Source organism: Thermodesulfobacteriota bacterium, assembly GCA_034189135.1.
Taxonomy (GTDB): domain Bacteria; phylum Desulfobacterota; class Desulfobacteria; order Desulfobacterales; family JAUWMJ01; genus JAUWMJ01.
This window is the reverse complement of record JAXHVO010000119.1, coordinates 21,597-38,999: the sequence shown is the minus strand read 5'-3', so window position 1 is coordinate 38,999 and position 17,403 is coordinate 21,597. Positions and strand designations below refer to the sequence as shown.

Sequence of the window (17,403 nt, the reverse complement as noted above, 5' to 3'; positions counted from 1 at the left end):
CCCGGATCGATGGTCAGGGTGACTCCCTGGGGAACAATCACATCCCCGGTAATGGCCACCTCGCCGGACCAGGTCTCGTTACCGGTCAGCGTTCCTTTGGTGGTCGGCAGGCTGCTGTTAACAGTAAAGGTTACCCCGCTTCCCGGTGTTTCCACCTGACTGAGCTTGTCGGTCACGCGGGAAAGAACCGTATAGGTTCCGTCACCCGGAAAGGTTAGCTCGATATTCCAGCTTTCCGCACCGTCTGCCGTGGTCCAGGTCATTCCGTTGTCCGTGCTGACTTCCACAAAATCCACCCCGTTGGGCGATACGGCGATACCTTTAATATTGACCACGGAGGATTTCTGCTCATGATCAGTCAAGGGCGATGTGATCTTTGATACATGCGTTGATGGCAAGGCTAAAATGCTTGGTAATGATGGCATATAGTAAGCAGTACCTCTTTCTATATCATCGTAGATATCATAAATCCGGGAAATATTTTTGGGGTTGTTTCCGCTTTCAATTTCATAGGTCCCATAACTCCCCCAATAATTAAAGCGAGCATTCACCGCCGTGGTATTACCATTTTCCATTTCACTGCTACCGGCATTATTATACATATTGTTAAAATGGATAACAGAGACATCATTGTCTTTGATATACACGCCTGTGCTTAAATTGCTGCGGACTTCATTATAAAGCAAAATCGCCTCAGCACTGGTATGACAAAATATCCCATAACCTTCATTTTCATAGACTTCATTCAAGGTTATGACCGGTTCTATGATATGATTAACTCCTTCATCGTATCTTAAACAATGTACCCCGCCGTTTTGATTGTTATATACTTTATTTTGGCGAATCTCGGGATAGAGCTTGGCACTGCGAGAATAACAATAAATCCCGATATTGCTGTTCGCATAAACTTCATTATCAGTAATCAAAGCATATAAAGGCCTCGCTCCGGAATAGCCAATGCATTTAATTCCGTCGTTTCCGTTACGGCACACATTCCCGATAATATCGGCGCTCATTTCGCTTAATGCCGCATAACAGTAAATGCCGGTTCCACTTTCATCAATGGTATTATTCTTAATGGTCAATAATGTTGTGTATTGATAAGCGTAATGAGAAAAAGCGTAAATACCACTGTCCTGATTGTGACCGATGGTGTTGCCGATTATATCCAGATCACATAAAGCCTTGCTATAGGTATGCACATAGATGCCATATCCTTCATTTTGAGAAATGACGGACGCTGAAATTTGTCCGGATAGCTGGGAAGACTGATCTGTGGTGTAAAAATGAATGCCGTTTCCGCCGTTTTCCTCAACCTGATTATTGCTTAGAGCTGCGCTGATGGATGCACCATTGCGCCCGTCAACAAATATCCCGTCTTCCAAGTGGTTCCGGATGACATTTTCGGTAATAGTCAATGCCGCACTATTGCCGTCAACAGCAACCGAAATCCCGGTGGTTGCAAATTCGATACGGCAATATTTTAAGGTCACTGCTCCACTGCTGGGTCCGATGGTTACCGAAATGCCTCCCCAGTCACCCCGATCCGGCGCGGACGCATTCCCGTCGCCATTCGTATCGCCCCCGTAACGATCATCCTTACAGGAAGTAAAAATGATTTGATTTCCTGCATTGCCTTGAGCAGCCAGCGTCCCGTTTACTTTCAGTGTTGCGCCGTTTTCAAATTTGAAAATTGTACCGGGTTCAATGGTTAACACAACCCCGAGATCTATCGTCATCGAACCCTGAACAATATACGGTCCACCATTTTTAGTCAGGGTGGTATCGGATGAATAGGTGGGGTTGGAAAGAACCACCGGTGCATGGTCATAGGTTTTAAAAGACCATAGCGGACTGCCTGGGCTTTGGGCGTCATGATTGTCTCTGGCGACAATTTTCCAAAAATAGGTGGTATCCGGATTCAAATTTCCGGCCGAATAATGGGTGTCATTGTGATTACTTGCTGCAAGCGGTGGGCTGGATGTGGTCCCGAAATAAATATCATAACCGCTGATAGTATCGCCCGGATTGGGGTCTGTTGCTTCTGCCCAGGTTAAGCGTACATTTTCCGGTACGATTTCGCCTGAATGATGCGGCAGTTGATATACCGGTGCGTTGGGTGGATTATTAATCGTCGTAAAGCTCCAGACCGGTCCTGCTGTCATGCCTCCGCGAGAATCCTTGACAACGATTTTCCAGAAATAGGTTTTTAAAATATCAAGTGGTTCGATTTGCACTTCAGTGGATCGTGTCCTGGCATACAATACAGGGTCAGATGAGGTAACAGCTCATCCCCGACATCCGGGTCACTGCCGTTCCATGAGATTGACACACTTAACGGATCGACGTTCGTTACTGCATCGGCCGGTGACGGCTGCGCGGGCATGTTGGGTGTATTGTTGGCAGGGGAGCCGTTTACCGCAATGTTTTTAGTGAAGCGATTTCCCATTAAATCATAGGTATAATCAACCACGGAACCATCTGCATAAACGGCTCTTTCCAAACGGTTCATATCATCATAGGAATAATTAACAATCTCCTGAGCATAGGCGCTGATGCCGATACCTAAAATAAAAATGACTGCAGTCATCAACCTTTTATATTCAATCAGCCTGGTGGACATGGCTATCCCCCTTATTCTTCTTTAATTTTGGTCCATGGTTCAGTTCTTGATATATACTTTCATTGAATAGGTTCCCACATGATCTTCCGAGGTTCTTAGATTAATCGTGAATATATGGAGTCCGTTGGTAAACTTGTTCGTATTTAGTTTCATAATAACAGGCAGTGTTTTTTGGGGAGCTTCATATACAAAATTTCCATCCATAAACTGATAGAGTTCAAATCTTTCCCGTATGATATGCTCCAAATCGCTTTTATATGCAGTCATCACTTTGATATCGGCAGTACCACCAATGATCGGGCTGCCTTTTATGGTTCCCCGGGTGCCAATCAAATCTACTTTTATCGGTATGTCATGGCAAAACTCTCTTTTATGCAGCGCATGGACCATAATTTTTTCCCCCCGCGGCGGATTAAGGGAAAATCTTTTTTCAATTCCTTTAAACCGGTGGGACGGATTTTCAGACCCTTCAAGGAATATGGCCTCTTTGGGTACTGAAAACCCATCGAGTACAATCTGAAATTTATCTTTTTTCCATACCTCGACAATACCGTTTAAATCCTTCCCGTCCCATTGTTTTTCATGATATCCCGCCTCATGCGGCTGCCATTCGAATATAGTTTTATAACAAGGCCCCCCTTCTTTTAGTCCGACTCTCATTTTGCACAGCATCGGTTTGGCTAGGGTATAATTGATGGTCCGGCTCTTGAAATCATAATTCAAATCTTTTATGGTGCGATCCTCTCCCCAGGGAGAGTCGGTGGGATTATAAAGCTCACGGCCCCATCTTTTTGATCTGATTTTTATAATGGGTATGTATATCCCATTGGGACATAATCTTCCCGAAGTATCGCGGCCATCCCAGGCTACGATATAACTGCCGCTTTTTAAATCTTCCCGGTGGTAAAATGTTCGGACTATTATTCCATCCAAATTACAAATAAAAACGTCCAGATTGCCTTCTTCTGACTGGTGCCAGGAAATCTGTACTGTTTCGTTTTTAAAGACATCAATTTTTTGTGGCTCAATACGGACCGCATGCAGCAATCGACCTGCGTGGGCAGGCGGCAGTGAAAAAACAAGTAAAATCGAAACCAGGAGCATGAAATTCAAACCGGATATCCGTTTAATGCTGAATTCTCTTTTCATTTTCTCTTTCCCTTGTCTGGCTGTTATGTATTTTATTATTCAAACAGATTATTTTTTTATTCGTAATTTTTATTTGATTGATCTTGCCGCTTTTTATCAGCATGATTCTATCGGCTATAAAAACCGCTTCTCTTTCATCATGGGTGACATAAATGGTAGTCATGTTCATTTTGTTGATAATTCTTTTTGTTTGATGAAGCATTTCATTTCTTAAATCGGTATCCAGCCCAGAGAAAGGCTCATCCAGAAGTAATATTTTCGGCTCATTTACCAGCGCCCTGGCCAGTGCGAGACGTTGTTTTTCCCCGCCGGATAGCTGGTGGGGATAACTTTCGGAGTGCTTTTCAAGGTGTACCAAGTGTAATATTTTTTTTGTTTTTTCCGATTTTATTTTGTTGCTTTTAATATGCGACACCAGGGCAAAATCGATGTGTTTCTCCACATTCATATGCGGCCACAAGGCCAGGTCCTGGAATACCATGCTGATCGAACGATTATATGGCGGAATCAGCTTTCTTGGAGAACTGACCAGGCGCTCGTTGATTCGGATTTCTCCCCTTTCGGGTCTTTCCAGGCCGGCAATTAAACGCAATGCAGTTGTTTTGCCACATCCCGAAGGGCCTAAAAGAGCCAGACATTCTCCGGAATCAACCTTCAGGTTTAAGCCATTTAAGACCCTTTTTTTTCCGTAACTGTGATCGATGCTGCAAAGTTCAATCATTTTTCCCTAAACCATTTCCTAAATCTGCTGCCTTCGCCAGCCAAAGCGCATGCTTGAAAGAACTGTAAAGGATATTAGTAAATTGATTCCGATTACTATCAATGCCAAAGCCGCCACAATCTTATTGGCCCCATAATGCATCAGGGTATAAATTTTTAGAGAAATTGAACCGTTACCGGGTGGTATCACCAAAAGTGTGGCGCCTAACTCACCCGTACATAAAATAAAAGCGATCACCCAACCGGCTGCCACCCCTTTAAGTGAAAGGGGCAGTTGAATCTTCACCGTTCTTTTAAACCAGGATTTTTCACATAATACCGCGGCTTCTATTACGCTCGTACTGATCTGTTTTAAATTTGAATTTAAGGTACGTATAGAAAAAGGAATAAAGCGGGCGATATAGGCAAGCACAACGATAAGCGAACTATTGTAAATCGCTTCCGTCAGCGGTCGATTCCAAAAACGGATCATCCCGATACCAAGTGCGGTGGCCGGAAAAGCAAAAGGAGCAAAAGTTAAATAATCCAGCAAAGTATGCCCCTTAACCTGTCTATCCTCAATAGGATGTGAAAGAAAATAAGCCAGGCAGATCATTGCCGTAGCAGCTACTACGGAAAGAGAAACAGTGGTGATGATTTCCCTTGACGATTTGCTGAAAGCCACCTGATAGCTTTTGAATGATCCGGCTTGCATCGATAGAATGACCAGCGGTAACACCACTGAAAACAGTATAATCACAAAAATAAACAAGCCGGCAACCGCCCGGTATCTGTTCAGGTAAAAAATTGAAGCGCCTTTGCTTTCCGTGTTTATGGTAACATAAGAGCGTGACCCCATATAATATCGCTGAAATGTAATCAGGATCAGGGCAATCACCGCTATCGGAAAAGATTGAGCCGTGGCCCCGCCTTCATTATAAAAAGCACTAAACCGGGCAAATATCTCCACCGGATAAGTGTGCACCCGCAACAGGGCCGGAACGCCATAGTTAAACAAGGAGAAGATGAAAACAAATACGGCCCCGGAAAAAATATACGGACTGATCAAGGGAAGCGTTACTTTTTTCATCACGCCAAATGGCCGGTAATTCAGCCGGGCAGCGTCTTCCATCCGCTGGTCCATGGTATGGAAACCGGAAAGGGTTAACAAAACGATAAAGGGAAAATAGGAAAAAGTTAACACAACCATAGACCCGCTAATGCCGTAAATATCGATTAAAGGTGCTTTAAGATGAAACCATTTTATCAGAAATGTGTTGACTAAACCTTTTTCCTTCAGGAGACAGATCCAGGTTACAGCATGAAGGTAAGGCGGAATACATAACGGCAGGAGGTATAACCATTGCCAGATTCTTCTCCCATATACATCGGTACGCGCCAGTAAAAACGCAAACGATACTCCTATAATCAGGCAAAATATAGTGACACCTGATGCCAGCACCAAGGTTTTTAAAAGCAGAGTCAATTGTCTCATATCCGTAAATACGGTCCGATAATGTTCCAAGGACAATTCTCCATCAATATGGATGGAATGAGCAAACATCAGCCCGATGGGCAATATAGCCACAGCCGTAAATAGAAAAATCGATAAATATGTAATGGGTTTGGGTTGTATGGCGATGTCCTTTCGTAACGGGTTTTATCGAATAAACAGATTTTGCACGAAAATGACGGCACCATCCATTTCATCCGCCACCTTCTCATAATTGACTTCCATTGCCTTAATTTGAGCAATGTTTACAAAATTTTCTGGCGTCGGAACATCGGGCCTTAAAGGCATTTGTACCGATGGGGAAAATGCCAGCTTCTTTTCAACCTCTTTGCTGAGTAAATAATCGATTAATTCTTTTCCTTCGTTAGGGTTGGGGCAATTAGCGATCAAGCTCACCGTATTGGGTATCAACAGGGTTCCCATTCCTCTTTTGTCCGGGTATAATGGTCGAAGCGGCATTCCGAATTTTAAACCCATATTGACATCATCCGTATCCGTAAAACCGGCCTTCAACTCCCCGGCACCCACCTGGTCTTTGACAACTGAGTTACCGTCGACAATCCTGATTTGATTTTTTTTCAGATTTTCAAAATACTGCCGGGCTTTATCTTTACCTAAATAGGAAAACAATGCGGCCACATGGGTGGATGTTGTACCGAACAGCGGATTTGCTATAGCAATTTTTCCCTTCCATCTGGAATCGGTCAGATTGAAGATGGAATCCGGTTGTTGATTATTATCAACAAGTTCGGTGTTTATCACCAAAACCCGTGCGCGGGCCGCAAAGCCGGTCCAGTATCCATCTTTATCTTTAAAGTGGATTGGAATATCTACAGATGCCGGAGATACATAAGGAGTAATAATTCCTTTGCGTTTTAGTATAATCGATTTGATGACCTCATTATTCCAGAAAACATCGCATTGGGGATTCTTCTTCTCGGCAATCAGCCGGTTAACCAGCCCGGTGGTTTTGGTGGCTTCAATATCGTAAACGGCTTTGACAGTGATACCGGTTGCTTTTTCAAAATCCTGCAGGATCGGTTCCGAAAAGATCTGGTCCAGTGCTGTAAAAACCACCACTTCCCTTGCATCAGCATAATAACCAATGCGTCCCCCGCCAACCAAAACAATTAAAACAACACACCCCAATACTATTTTCTGCAAAATTCCTCCCTTTCCTGTTACGCTCCTTTTTTATAAAAATTTGAATTCCCAAAACTGCTATTATTTCACTTTTATCTTCTGAGAAAGATCCCTATTTTCGATCATCTTATCAAGGTAGATAAAACACTTCTCCAGACAATCATCATTATTCTTTGCCTGGTTGATTATCTTATTTACATCCGCGGCAAAAATTGTTGATTCCGCTGAACCCTTTTTCCCCCAGAAATTTATTTCTATATCATGAATATTTTTCTTTAATGTTTCCAATCTGTGATCGACAATCTGGTACGTATCCATAATAACCTCAAAGGTTGACCGACGATGTGTACGCGACAGCTCGGCATCAGGTGTATCAAAAGGAATTCCGACTTCGATAATCTCCCCATCAGGAAAAAACTTGAATACAGCTTTCTTATCTACGAATTTTTTAATTAGCCAGGCTGAAGCGCATCGGTCAATTTCCATGATCGATCCGGTTGAATAAATATGAACGCTACCCTGTGAATAAAGATCGGACGCAGTTAAAAATAGAATTATAACAACAGATATTTTTTTCATCCACATTACAAAAACCATTTCATCGCTGTTTTTTTGATAAGTCACTGACTATGAACTCTGTTCATTTTGTTTTTATCCGAATCTCCTTTCAATATTTATGCCAAAGTGTTAGGTTTGTCTTTATGTAAAGTATATTAAATAAACAGTGCAATATATAGCTGTATAAACAATAAGTTATTGATAACCAGGCTATTGTATGAAAGCAGTTTGTCGGCAAAACGAATGTTATTTGAATGTAAAATTGCACATATATATGTGCACTGCACATGAATATGTGCAATCCCTAAATTGTTTGGCAAAAATTTATAACCCGTTTTTTGCCAAGCAACTCACGTTTTTGGATTTTATCACAATATTAACAGTTAGTTGTGAAATAAACGCAATATTGTTGGGAAAGATGTTTATTGATATAAAGGATATGAAATGTAGGTTAAAGTCCACATACATGTGTGTACTGCACATATTTTTGTGCAATACATATGATTGTTTCGCCAAAAGCTAAAAACCATTTTTTTGGCAAACGATTTGAGTTTTAGGCATTAACTATTTGTTAAAACAGGGAATCGAATTAACTTATTCCTTCACCCTTTCCACGTATTCCCCTGTTCGGGTATCAATTTTAACCAGTTCTTCCTGTTCAATAAAGGTGGGGACCTGGATGGTATATCCTGTTTCAAGTGTGGCTGGTTTGGTGTCTCCCGAAGCGGTATCCCCTTTTACCCAGGGATCGGCTTTTTTTATCCTCAAATTAATAAAGTTGGGCAGGGTAATACCAATGGGTTTTCCGTCAAAAAGCAAGACGCTACAAACCGTATTTTCCTTTAAAAAAGGTTTAGATTCGGCAATCTGGTCTTCAACAAGAAATTCCTGTTCGTAACTACTTGTATTCATAAAGCAATACCCCTGTTTGTCCGAATACAAATATTCCATTTCTATCTCTTCAAGGTCTGCTTCATTAAATTTTTCACCTGATCTAAAGGTCTTGTCAAATCTTGTGCCGGTGATCATGTTTTTCAGCGTGCACTTATAAAGCGCCTGGCCCTTCCCGGGTTTAACAAAATCAAACTTTACAATGATATAAGGCTCCCCGTCCATTTCGATTTTCAGACCTTTTCGCAAATCACCACTTTCATACATAGGTTTATAATCTCCTTTATTTATATCAAATTCGTATTTTATTAATCTTTTTTGTTCTTCTTCAAATTTGTATGGACAAATGATTCAAGGTATCAAGTGCTTTTCAGCACTTCTGATTTCTTTAACAAAACGTTTTATTTTCTCAAAATCCTTTTTAAATCTTATTATATTTCCTTTTTCATCTTTGGCGTTCGTTCCGGTGCAACTGTCAACACCCGCAGGCCTAACGTGAGCAATACCGGCAAAAACATTATCCGGTGACAGACCGCCGGCCAAAATGACCGGTATACTGCTCGAATTCACTAGCTCAAGCGCAATATCCCAGTCACAGGTTCTCCCGGTTATGCCGATAAACCCGTGGACCGGTTGCGGGTCAGCCGATATGCTTGATTTTGCAGTCAATAATGTATCAGTAAGAAAAAAATCACTCACCGGCTCAAATAGTTCAGCCAGCTTCATCGTATCTACCTCTTTTTCATTTCCTGTCTGTGCAATCGGAATCGATCGCATAATTCTAACTTGAGGAAATTTTACCTTAATCTTTTGTTGCAGTTCTAAAAGATCCTGATGGTTTCCATAAACAGGGTTATGATAGGAAAGAACATCACAAAAATGAATCACATCCGGTTGGTAATAATCAATCACTTTAAAAATGCTTTGGTGTGTCTTAAACAAAGGGATCAAGCTGCTTTTAGAATCCGTCTCTCTTATCTTTTCTATTGTTTCCTTTATTGGCGGCACTTTCCAGTTGTCTTCAGAAACAATTACACTGCCGATATGATCTACGCCAAGTTCGATAAGCTGTATGGCCTCCTCTGGCGTTTGAACCTCATAAATCTGGGTAATCATTCCGCTCATATCCCTCCTGGTTTTTTATTAAACATGGAAAGAATGAGTTGGTAAATAAAACTATATTTTCCATGCAGAGAGCATGAAGTGTTAACTGTGTAATATATTATATGCACTCTCTTCAGTCTCTACGGCTAAAAAATAACTTGTGATAAAGCCACCAGAATTCAGTTGACATTTTGCGCTGTCTCTAACATATTCAGCCTGTTTTAACAAACCGTTTCGCAATTCTTTTTAACCTAGTAAATTTGCCCAAAAAACATAACCGATGGCCAAATGAAGATTTCCATCAGGAATAACTATGATATTAATCATTGATTTTGGATCTCAATACAATCAGCTCATTGCCCGCCGCGTGCGCGAGTGCCATATTTATTGTCAGATTGAACCACCTGATATTACAATAGATTACATTAAATCACTTAACCCTGAAGGGATTATTCTTTCAGGGGGTCCATCCAGTATTTATGAAAAGCAAAGTCCGAAAATAGATACCGCAATATTTAATATAAACATCCCCGTACTCGGAATCTGCTACGGCATGCAGTTTATGATCGGCGCCATGGGCGGAACGGTTAAACGGGCCGAAAAGCGCGAATATGGCTTCGCAGAACTGAATATTAAACATAAGGGTGATATTTTTACCAAAGTCAATACCCCGGCAAAATGCTGGATGAGCCATGGGGATTCCATCGAAAAATTGCCCGCCGGGTTTAAATTAACCGCATCTACGGCAAATACGCCGATAGCTGCGACTGAACACAGGAAAAAAAATCTTTACGGTCTTCAATTCCACCCCGAAGTGGAGCACACCGCTCAAGGCAAAACAATTATTCGTAACTTTCTGTTTAAAATATGCGAATGCAAGCGCTCCTGGACCATGAAATCTTTTGCCAAAGATGCGATTTCTCAAATAAAAGAAACGGTAAAGGATAAAAAGGTGATACTCGGCCTAAGTGGCGGGGTGGATTCTTCGGTCACCGCGTTGCTGCTGCATCGTGCGATCGGTAAAAATCTGACTTGTATATTTGTAGATAACGGGTTGCTGAGGAAGAATGAAGCAGACAAACTGAAAAAAACCTTAAAGCTCAATCTTAAAATCAATATTCGTTTTGTAAGCGCAAAAAATAAATTTTTAAAACCACTGGCAAATATCATCGATCCGGAAAAAAAACGCAAAATTATTGGAAAAATCTTCATGGAGATTTTTGAAGCCGAAGCAATAAAAATAAAAAATGCGGCATTTTTAGCCCAGGGGACCCTTTACCCAGATGTGATTGAATCAGTATCAGCCTTTGGAGGTCCCACTTCTGTGATAAAATCCCACCATAATGTGGGTGGACTTCCACGAAAAATGAAATTAAAATTGGTGGAACCTTTGAAATTTCTGTTTAAGGATGAAGTCCGGCTGCTGGGCAAAGAGCTCGGTCTTAAAGAAGAGTTGATCCGGCGCCAGCCCTTTCCCGGACCGGGTCTTGCCATTAGAATCGTGGGAGAGGTGACCCGAAAACATCTTTCAATTTTACGAAATGTAGATGATCTCCTGCTTGACGAAATAAGGAAGGCCGGTTATTATAAAAAATTATGGCAATCATTTGCTGTCCTTTTGCCCCTTAAAAGCGTGGGGGTAATGGGGGATATGCGAACTTATGAAAACATCGTGGCGATCAGGGCGGTTACCAGCAACGATGCAATGACGGCAGATTGGGCAAGGTTGCCTCATAAATTTCTCGGCAGGATATCAAACAGAATAATAAATGAGGTAGACGGTGTAAACCGGGTGGTGTATGATATCAGTTCAAAACCGCCCAGTACAATAGAATGGGAATAGGTAAAAATGTCAGAAGATAGATCTAAGGAATTTCAAATCCGTATTGATGAAGAAAGCCCGGATACTGTTTTTCAGGATGAAATTAAAAACCTTCGTCTTGAAAAATTAGGTAAACGCGTGACCATCATCTCTATTTTAATCCCTTGCGTTTTATGCGTTCTTCTTGTTTTGGTCTATTTTGATTTACGAAACAGGGTGACTGTCAACGAAAGCGTGGGTGTCACTAGCATCCAGAGCCTGTCAAAGAATTTTGATACCAGACTCAACGAACTTTCCTCACAACTTGCTAAAATTGAAGAGTCGCTTGCCTCCAATACTGCCTCCTATGAAAAAAAATTATCATCTTTGAAATTCAGAATTTATAAGTCGGAAAACAGGATCAAAAAAATAAAATCCTCAAAGGCAGACATTAAAGATCTGGAAACTGTAAAAAATGAAATAAATAATTTTTCTACCAAATTAGACAATCTTGACGCTATTTTTTCCGGGAAACTGATGGGGTTAACCGCAGAACAAAATTCGATAAAAAAGGATCTGACTAAATTTAATGAAGATATTTCAAGCCTTTCCGCTCAAAAGAAAATAAATCGACTATATCTTGATGATCAATTAAAAAAGCAAGAGAAAAATAGCCAGCAAGAGTTTAATCAGATAAGAAAAGAACTCAAGACAAAACTGCTGTCCATGCAAAAACAGTTAAACAAAATTGAAAAAAGACTGAAGTTACCCCGGAAAAAATCTCAAAACACATCAAAGCCTGTTTCTCCTGCAAAGCCAACAGTTAAAAAACCTGCTAAAAAATCCGGAAAAATTATTGAAAAGGACCTATGATCCCCAAAAAGGTAGAAGGCACAAAGGCAGAAGGTAGGAGGGCACAAAAGTAGCGATAAAAAATTAAAAGTTAGAGGAATATAGTCTTTTATTGACGGAATGCCTTTTAATCTTTTTGATCTATACAGTTCCATGAACTCGGAAACTTTACATAAACTCCTTCATTCAGTGGCCACTGGCAAAACATCCGTTGATGATGCAGCCAGAACTCTGACGCACATTTCATTTGAAAACATTGACTTTGCTCAAATAGATCACCACCGATCCCTTCGCAAAGGATTTCCTGAAGTCATCTTTGGCCCGGGAAAGACAGCAGAGCAAATCATCCGCATCATTGAAAAAATACTTGATCAGGAAAACATTGTCCTGGTTACCAGGGTCAACCGTCATAAGGCGCAAAAAATAAAATCGCACCTTCCTGATATTGAGTATCATGAAGATGCCAGGATGATCATTTTTAAGAAAATCAAAATTCCGCTGCAGGGAAAGGGGAAAATTTTAGTCCTATCCGCAGGCACATCCGATATTCCAGTGGCAAAGGAAGCTTACCTGACCGCAGAAAGCATGGGAAACCAGGTAGAAGCTGTTTTCGATGTAGGGGTAGCCGGTATTCACCGTCTTTTTAGCTATAAAAAACAAATTGATGACGCATCCATTCTTATTGTGGTTGCAGGAATGGAAGGTGCCCTTCCCAGCGTTGTGGCAGGAATGGTATCACAACCTGTTATCGCTGTACCGACCAGTGTCGGGTATGGAGTCAGTTTTGGAGGGATAACAGCCTTGTTTGCCATGTTAAATAGCTGCAGTTCGAATGTTGCGGTGGTTAATATTGATAACGGGTTTGGTGCTGGGTATTTTGCATCAGTTATAAACAGAACATAAGGGTAAAACTACTTAAAGCATTCTTTCGCCTTGGCAAGACTTACCGCTCCGAATCCCAGTGAAAATGACAGGGTGGTATCCATGTCTATTCTTCTTTTCTCAGTTAGAGCATCGTCTCTTAGCTTCCAGGCTTTTTTACTTATCTCATAAGAAGTGTAACATTTCGTCACCGAATTAAAAAAACAGCTGTTTTTGTTTTCTGCTTTTTTAAGCAGCTCAAGCATATTCTTTGACTCGGTAAGTAGCTTTCCGAAATCATTATAAGATATTTTAGCTTCAATGCCATTTTGCATTTTTGTTAATAACTTCATCAATTCCTCTTCTTCCAGTATCGGTTTGGGTTTGCGCGAACAGTTTAAAGTAACCAGTAAGGCAAACATCAGCAAAGTCACAACCAAAGCCATTTTTTTCATATCCACATCCTCAAGTTTAAGTTGTAATTTTAAATTCCCCAGTCCTCTCTAACCCCATCATATCTATCCGTTTTCTTTACAATGATAGCGAATAAAACCACAATTTGCAAGTAAAACTTGAAGATGTCGCAAACGGCTCATTGGCTGTAATCGCTAAACCGGTTTTCAATAGATTGATTGCTGCGATATATTTAAACCCTAAAGTTTTTATCTGTTTAGCCGATATAATTAATGGAACAACTTTTTTGATACACCCCAGAGGCTCAAATGATATGAATACAAAACTGCTGGTTTATAGTGCAATTATTTTCTTCATTATAGCCATAAAAGTCAAAAATGATTTGCTTTATTTTTTCTTTTCAGTTCACTTTATAAGTCTGGCAATCGCTGTATTTCTTTATAAATTTGACAAAAATTCATCTGATAAAAACAAAATTACCAAACTTCCCTAGAGCTTGTTCATCAGCTTTCTAATTTGTACAGGGATATAAAGCTTTCCGCCTGACTTTTCCCACCTTGCCAAAGATCTCAGCCCTGCTCGTTCGCTCTGGCTCTTTTTATATTTCAGTCCCATGAGTTCAAGCTGATTTCCTTGCCACTGCGGTAAATATCTCGTCATCCCGGATGAAATTTCACCTAACCCGTTCAAAGAAATCCAATTCCCCTGCCATTGAAACAGATGTTTTGCAGTTTCAGCAGAAAGCGTTTTCACACCGTTAAGGCATATCCAGTTTCCTTTCCATTTTAATAAATATTTTGCTGCCTCAGGGGAAATTTCGCTTATTCCATTGAGAAAAAGATCAGCATGTTTCCATTTGGAAAGGCATTTTGCCGCCTCTGTTGAGAGTGTGGTTATTTCATTTTTTCTCTGAAAATTACCGTTGCAGATCTCTTCCCATATCATTCGATTAATTTTTTCTTTGGCTGCAAGAGCTTTTTGAGTTATCGGCGCCGGTTCATCTGATTGGTTATTATTTCCTGAGGTAAATTGGTCCTTTTCGATTATTCTTTCCCAGATCGTTTCAAGGGGCATCAGCTCAACATTTTTCATGTCTATTTCCAACTTTTCCATACCGCTGCGATAGCTTTGTATCACCACATCAATTTCCTGAATCATTTGGTCCATATCGATTCCACTGATGACGCGACTTATCTGGGCATCTATTTCAATTTTGTGTTTCAAATACAACAGTTCTTCTATTCCCTGATTAATCCATTTATAAGGCGTGTTGATTTTTTTAATATATGCCAGGCGTCTTTGGATGGTCAGTATACCGAATTCAATTTTTTTATTTTTTATGGCAGTGTTAAAGGAGTTTATTTGGTGATTTTGTTTTACCCTTACTATTTCATTTTCCATTTTACTGATGCCATTTTTATAATTCTTTATAAGATCAGCGATCTCTTTTTCCTTAATCAGCAATTTTTTTCTAAGCCTTGTTATCTCATCCAGCTTAGCGCTATATTTATTTCCTTGTTTTGCCACCTTTTTCGTTTTGACAGGTTTTTCCGCGTTGATACCTTCCGCCGCTGATTTTGGAAAAATGGCGTATACTCCGAGTAAAATAACAATAATTGCGACACTCGAAATGCATGACAGGTAAACTTTAAGTTTTTTTCCTTTGGGCTTCTTTTTCACCTGATTTAGTATCGTTTTCAGCCCCTGGTCTTCATCATTTTTGGTTTTTTTATGTTTGTCTCCCTCATTTTCGCTCTCAATCTTGCCGGTGTCCGGTGGATTGTCAGCATTGCCATCAATTTCCACTTCGTTATCAGAATCTAAACCATTGAATCGATCATCATCCTCTTTATCATTTTCTTCTCGCTTATTATTTGTGTCATTTTCCTTGGCTGATTTTTGATCCCCTTCAATTAATTTCTCGTCGTTTTCCCGACTTTTAACCCGTTCCTCTAATTCTCTTTTGTTAGCATTATTATTATTACCTTCCAGAGCTTGCCTATTTTCATCGTCAGGCATTTTACTGTCGGTACTTTTTTTGCCTTCATTATCATTTTCAACAGGCCCCGTCGTATCCTTCTCCTCTCCAGTTTCGGATGAGTTTTCCTTGGTTTGCACTTTATCTATAAGCTGGGAAACGTCATCCTGGTTGAGATTATTTGACTCTCTGGTCTCGCTTTCAGCATCTGTTGTCTCACCAGCGTGTTGTTTAGTTTCAGTATCGGTCGTTTTTTCGGTCTGTTCTTTGGTTTCCGATGAATTCTCTCCACTTTGTATCTCATCTATAAGTTTTGAGATCTCATCCTGTCCCAAGTTTTTTGATTCCCTGGTTTGGCTTTCCTTTTCATCAGAAGCTTTTTCTATTTCATCACTCATTTCAAACCTTTTTTATTATCCGAGGTAGTCTGGTTGCTGTTTTAGTTCTTTTTAACCAATTGTGTTAAACCTCTCTATTTCTTTATCGGCAAATAAATTTTTTTCTTAAGGATATTCGACAATTATTTTGCTCTAATCAAGATGATAGGTTTTAAGTTTTACCTTGAAAAATATTAAGTAAAAATAACAAGTTTCACGTGAAAACACACTATGTTGTGTTTTATTATTAATATCAACACAACCGATTGTAAGAATAAATTACTCAAGTTTCGCACTTCTTATCTACGGTGGGAGCGGAATTCTTAAAGTGCCGATTGGTGTTGAAGGTGTGAATCGAGACAGTTATAATATTTTTAACCACGGGGTTAAGAGATTTTTTCCGGTGGGAGACAGTTTCAAAATAAAAGGGTTAAGCGTTTCGCTTAACCCTTTTATTTTATTAGTTCCAGTGATGAGAACAGAACTTATACTGCGTCTGGGTTCCTAAGAACTTTAAACCCAAAATGGGGTATTTGGTAAAATCATTGATATCAGCTATCTATTAAATTTCATTACGTTTATTTACTCAATCAGTTTGCGAATATTAGCAGATATTAGGAAAGAATGGTTGCGGTAGGTACAAAAAAATGCAGAATCAAACATCGCCTTGCCTTTAAATCAATTTTTCCATTTTTTTAGCCTTTTCAATTTGCCCAAAGCCTTTCCTCCCTGTATTACTTTCAAATTTCGGCGAACGAACTTAGCTTGGGAAATCCATCTCCAATAGTCATCCGGGAAACAATATCTGGCACCAATTCCAAAACGGTAAAAAACATGCGAGTCCTGTATTCTTTCACACCATATTACTTTAACATGGCAAATATCTGAACCGGAAAAACGAGTTGCATTATTGTTTTTAACACAAATCTCTGTCCCAGGCCGAATGGGAACATCCGATTCAAAATAAATGCCGCTACTGCTGCTATTATATATTTTTGCTTCCTTATACTGTTCAAAATTGCAATCACTAATAACAATTGGCATTATATTTTTAAAACGCGAATATTCTCTTTCTTCAAGTTTTTTGTACATTTTAGATTCCTTTTATCGAATATAACTAAAGGCTCCCCGCCGTTCAGCGCCTCTTCTTATAACTCCAAAAACTCTAGAGTTTCTACGGTCCGATTCGCTTCTGCGAAATCGGTAAGACCTTCTCTCTGGGAAATGTTTTGCGCTGGAACTTCGACGCCTATCAGGTACTGAGCGCCTGCTACCGTTATTTTTTAAAGTGTCTAACATTTTCTATATGTCACATCTCTCTGATCTGATTTTGGATCATTCTTAAAGAAAATAATTGATTGTCTTCCCAAAATGCCGTTATTTTCTCCTGTGCCGCCTTTCTATTGATAGTTTCGCCAGCCCACTGAAAAGATGCACGCA

Annotated in this window: 16 protein-coding genes; 4 read left to right on the top strand and 12 right to left on the bottom strand. The window is 40.2% G+C overall.

The annotated features are described in order from the left end of the window. The 9 genes from SWH54_17300 to SWH54_17260 all read right to left on the bottom strand — a co-directional run. On the bottom strand, positions 1 to 2,237 hold a 2,237-nt coding region (locus SWH54_17300; GenBank protein MDY6793024.1), incomplete at its 3' end, for a right-handed parallel beta-helix repeat-containing protein. Further along, positions 2,210 to 2,623, bottom strand: coding sequence for an RHS repeat domain-containing protein (locus SWH54_17295; GenBank protein ID MDY6793023.1), 414 nt, complete (start codon positions 2,621 to 2,623; stop codon positions 2,210 to 2,212). The genes SWH54_17300 and SWH54_17295, both read right to left, overlap by 28 nt. 39 nt (positions 2,624 to 2,662) lie before the next feature. After that, complete coding sequence (locus tag SWH54_17290) at positions 2,663 to 3,772, bottom strand: hypothetical protein (GenBank protein MDY6793022.1); 1,110 nt, start codon at positions 3,770 to 3,772, stop codon at positions 2,663 to 2,665. Continuing rightward, positions 3,750 to 4,493, bottom strand: coding sequence for an ABC transporter ATP-binding protein (locus tag SWH54_17285; GenBank protein ID MDY6793021.1), 744 nt, complete (start codon positions 4,491 to 4,493; stop codon positions 3,750 to 3,752). Before SWH54_17285 ends, SWH54_17290 begins: the two co-directional genes overlap by 23 nt. Before the next feature lie 18 nt (positions 4,494 to 4,511). After that, positions 4,512 to 5,996 carry an iron ABC transporter permease gene (locus SWH54_17280; GenBank protein ID MDY6793020.1) on the bottom strand — a complete coding sequence of 495 codons (1,485 nt, stop codon included), beginning with the start codon at positions 5,994 to 5,996 and terminating at the stop codon, positions 4,512 to 4,514. 135 nt (positions 5,997 to 6,131) lie between these two features. Beyond that, the gene (locus tag SWH54_17275) at positions 6,132 to 7,148 is read right to left on the bottom strand and encodes an extracellular solute-binding protein (protein ID MDY6793019.1); all 1,017 of its coding nucleotides are present in this window, start codon (positions 7,146 to 7,148) and stop codon (positions 6,132 to 6,134) included. A 60-nt stretch (positions 7,149 to 7,208) separates the two neighbouring features. Beyond that, a complete protein-coding gene (locus SWH54_17270; protein MDY6793018.1) occupies positions 7,209 to 7,751 on the bottom strand; it encodes a chromate resistance protein in 543 nt (180 codons plus the stop codon). Positions 7,752 to 8,279: 528 nt separating this feature from the next. Continuing rightward, positions 8,280 to 8,843, bottom strand: coding sequence for an elongation factor P (gene efp / locus SWH54_17265; protein ID MDY6793017.1), 564 nt, complete (start codon positions 8,841 to 8,843; stop codon positions 8,280 to 8,282). A gap of 84 nt (positions 8,844 to 8,927) precedes the next feature. Continuing rightward, positions 8,928 to 9,701 (bottom strand): hypothetical protein, encoded by a 774-nt coding sequence (locus SWH54_17260; GenBank protein ID MDY6793016.1) that lies wholly within the window; start codon positions 9,699 to 9,701, stop codon positions 8,928 to 8,930. 292 nt (positions 9,702 to 9,993) lie between these two features. Between SWH54_17260 and guaA the strand changes: the two genes are divergently transcribed. The 3 genes from guaA to larB all read left to right on the top strand — a co-directional run bounded on the left by guaA (position 9,994) and on the right by larB (position 13,236). Beyond that, a complete protein-coding gene (guaA, locus tag SWH54_17255; protein MDY6793015.1) occupies positions 9,994 to 11,523 on the top strand; it encodes a glutamine-hydrolyzing GMP synthase in 1,530 nt (509 codons plus the stop codon). Between the two features lie 6 nt (positions 11,524 to 11,529). Beyond that, positions 11,530 to 12,354, top strand: coding sequence for a hypothetical protein (locus tag SWH54_17250; GenBank protein MDY6793014.1), 825 nt, complete (start codon positions 11,530 to 11,532; stop codon positions 12,352 to 12,354). Positions 12,355 to 12,486: 132 nt separating this feature from the next. Then, positions 12,487 to 13,236 carry a nickel pincer cofactor biosynthesis protein LarB gene (gene larB, locus SWH54_17245; GenBank protein MDY6793013.1) on the top strand — a complete coding sequence of 250 codons (750 nt, stop codon included), beginning with the start codon at positions 12,487 to 12,489 and terminating at the stop codon, positions 13,234 to 13,236. Positions 13,237 to 13,244: 8 nt separating this feature from the next. Here larB and SWH54_17240 read toward each other — a convergent pair whose 3' ends face one another. Continuing rightward, positions 13,245 to 13,649, bottom strand: coding sequence for a hypothetical protein (locus tag SWH54_17240; GenBank protein ID MDY6793012.1), 405 nt, complete (start codon positions 13,647 to 13,649; stop codon positions 13,245 to 13,247). Between the two features lie 104 nt (positions 13,650 to 13,753). Here SWH54_17240 and SWH54_17235 point away from each other — a divergent pair, with 104 nt between their 5' ends. After that, the gene (locus SWH54_17235) at positions 13,754 to 14,101 is read left to right on the top strand and encodes a hypothetical protein (protein MDY6793011.1); all 348 of its coding nucleotides are present in this window, start codon (positions 13,754 to 13,756) and stop codon (positions 14,099 to 14,101) included. Here the strand turns inward: SWH54_17235 and SWH54_17230 are convergent. Together SWH54_17230 and SWH54_17225 are read right to left on the bottom strand one after the other, a co-directional pair. After that, entirely contained in the window at positions 14,098 to 15,984 is a 1,887-nt protein-coding gene (locus tag SWH54_17230) for a hypothetical protein (protein MDY6793010.1), read from the bottom strand. The two genes, SWH54_17235 and SWH54_17230, sit on opposite strands and share 4 nt — an antisense overlap. A gap of 657 nt (positions 15,985 to 16,641) precedes the next feature. Continuing rightward, positions 16,642 to 17,055: a hypothetical protein gene (locus SWH54_17225; GenBank protein ID MDY6793009.1), complete on the bottom strand. Its 414-nt coding sequence runs from the start codon at positions 17,053 to 17,055 to the stop codon at positions 16,642 to 16,644. Positions 17,056 to 17,403 lie beyond the last annotated feature (348 nt).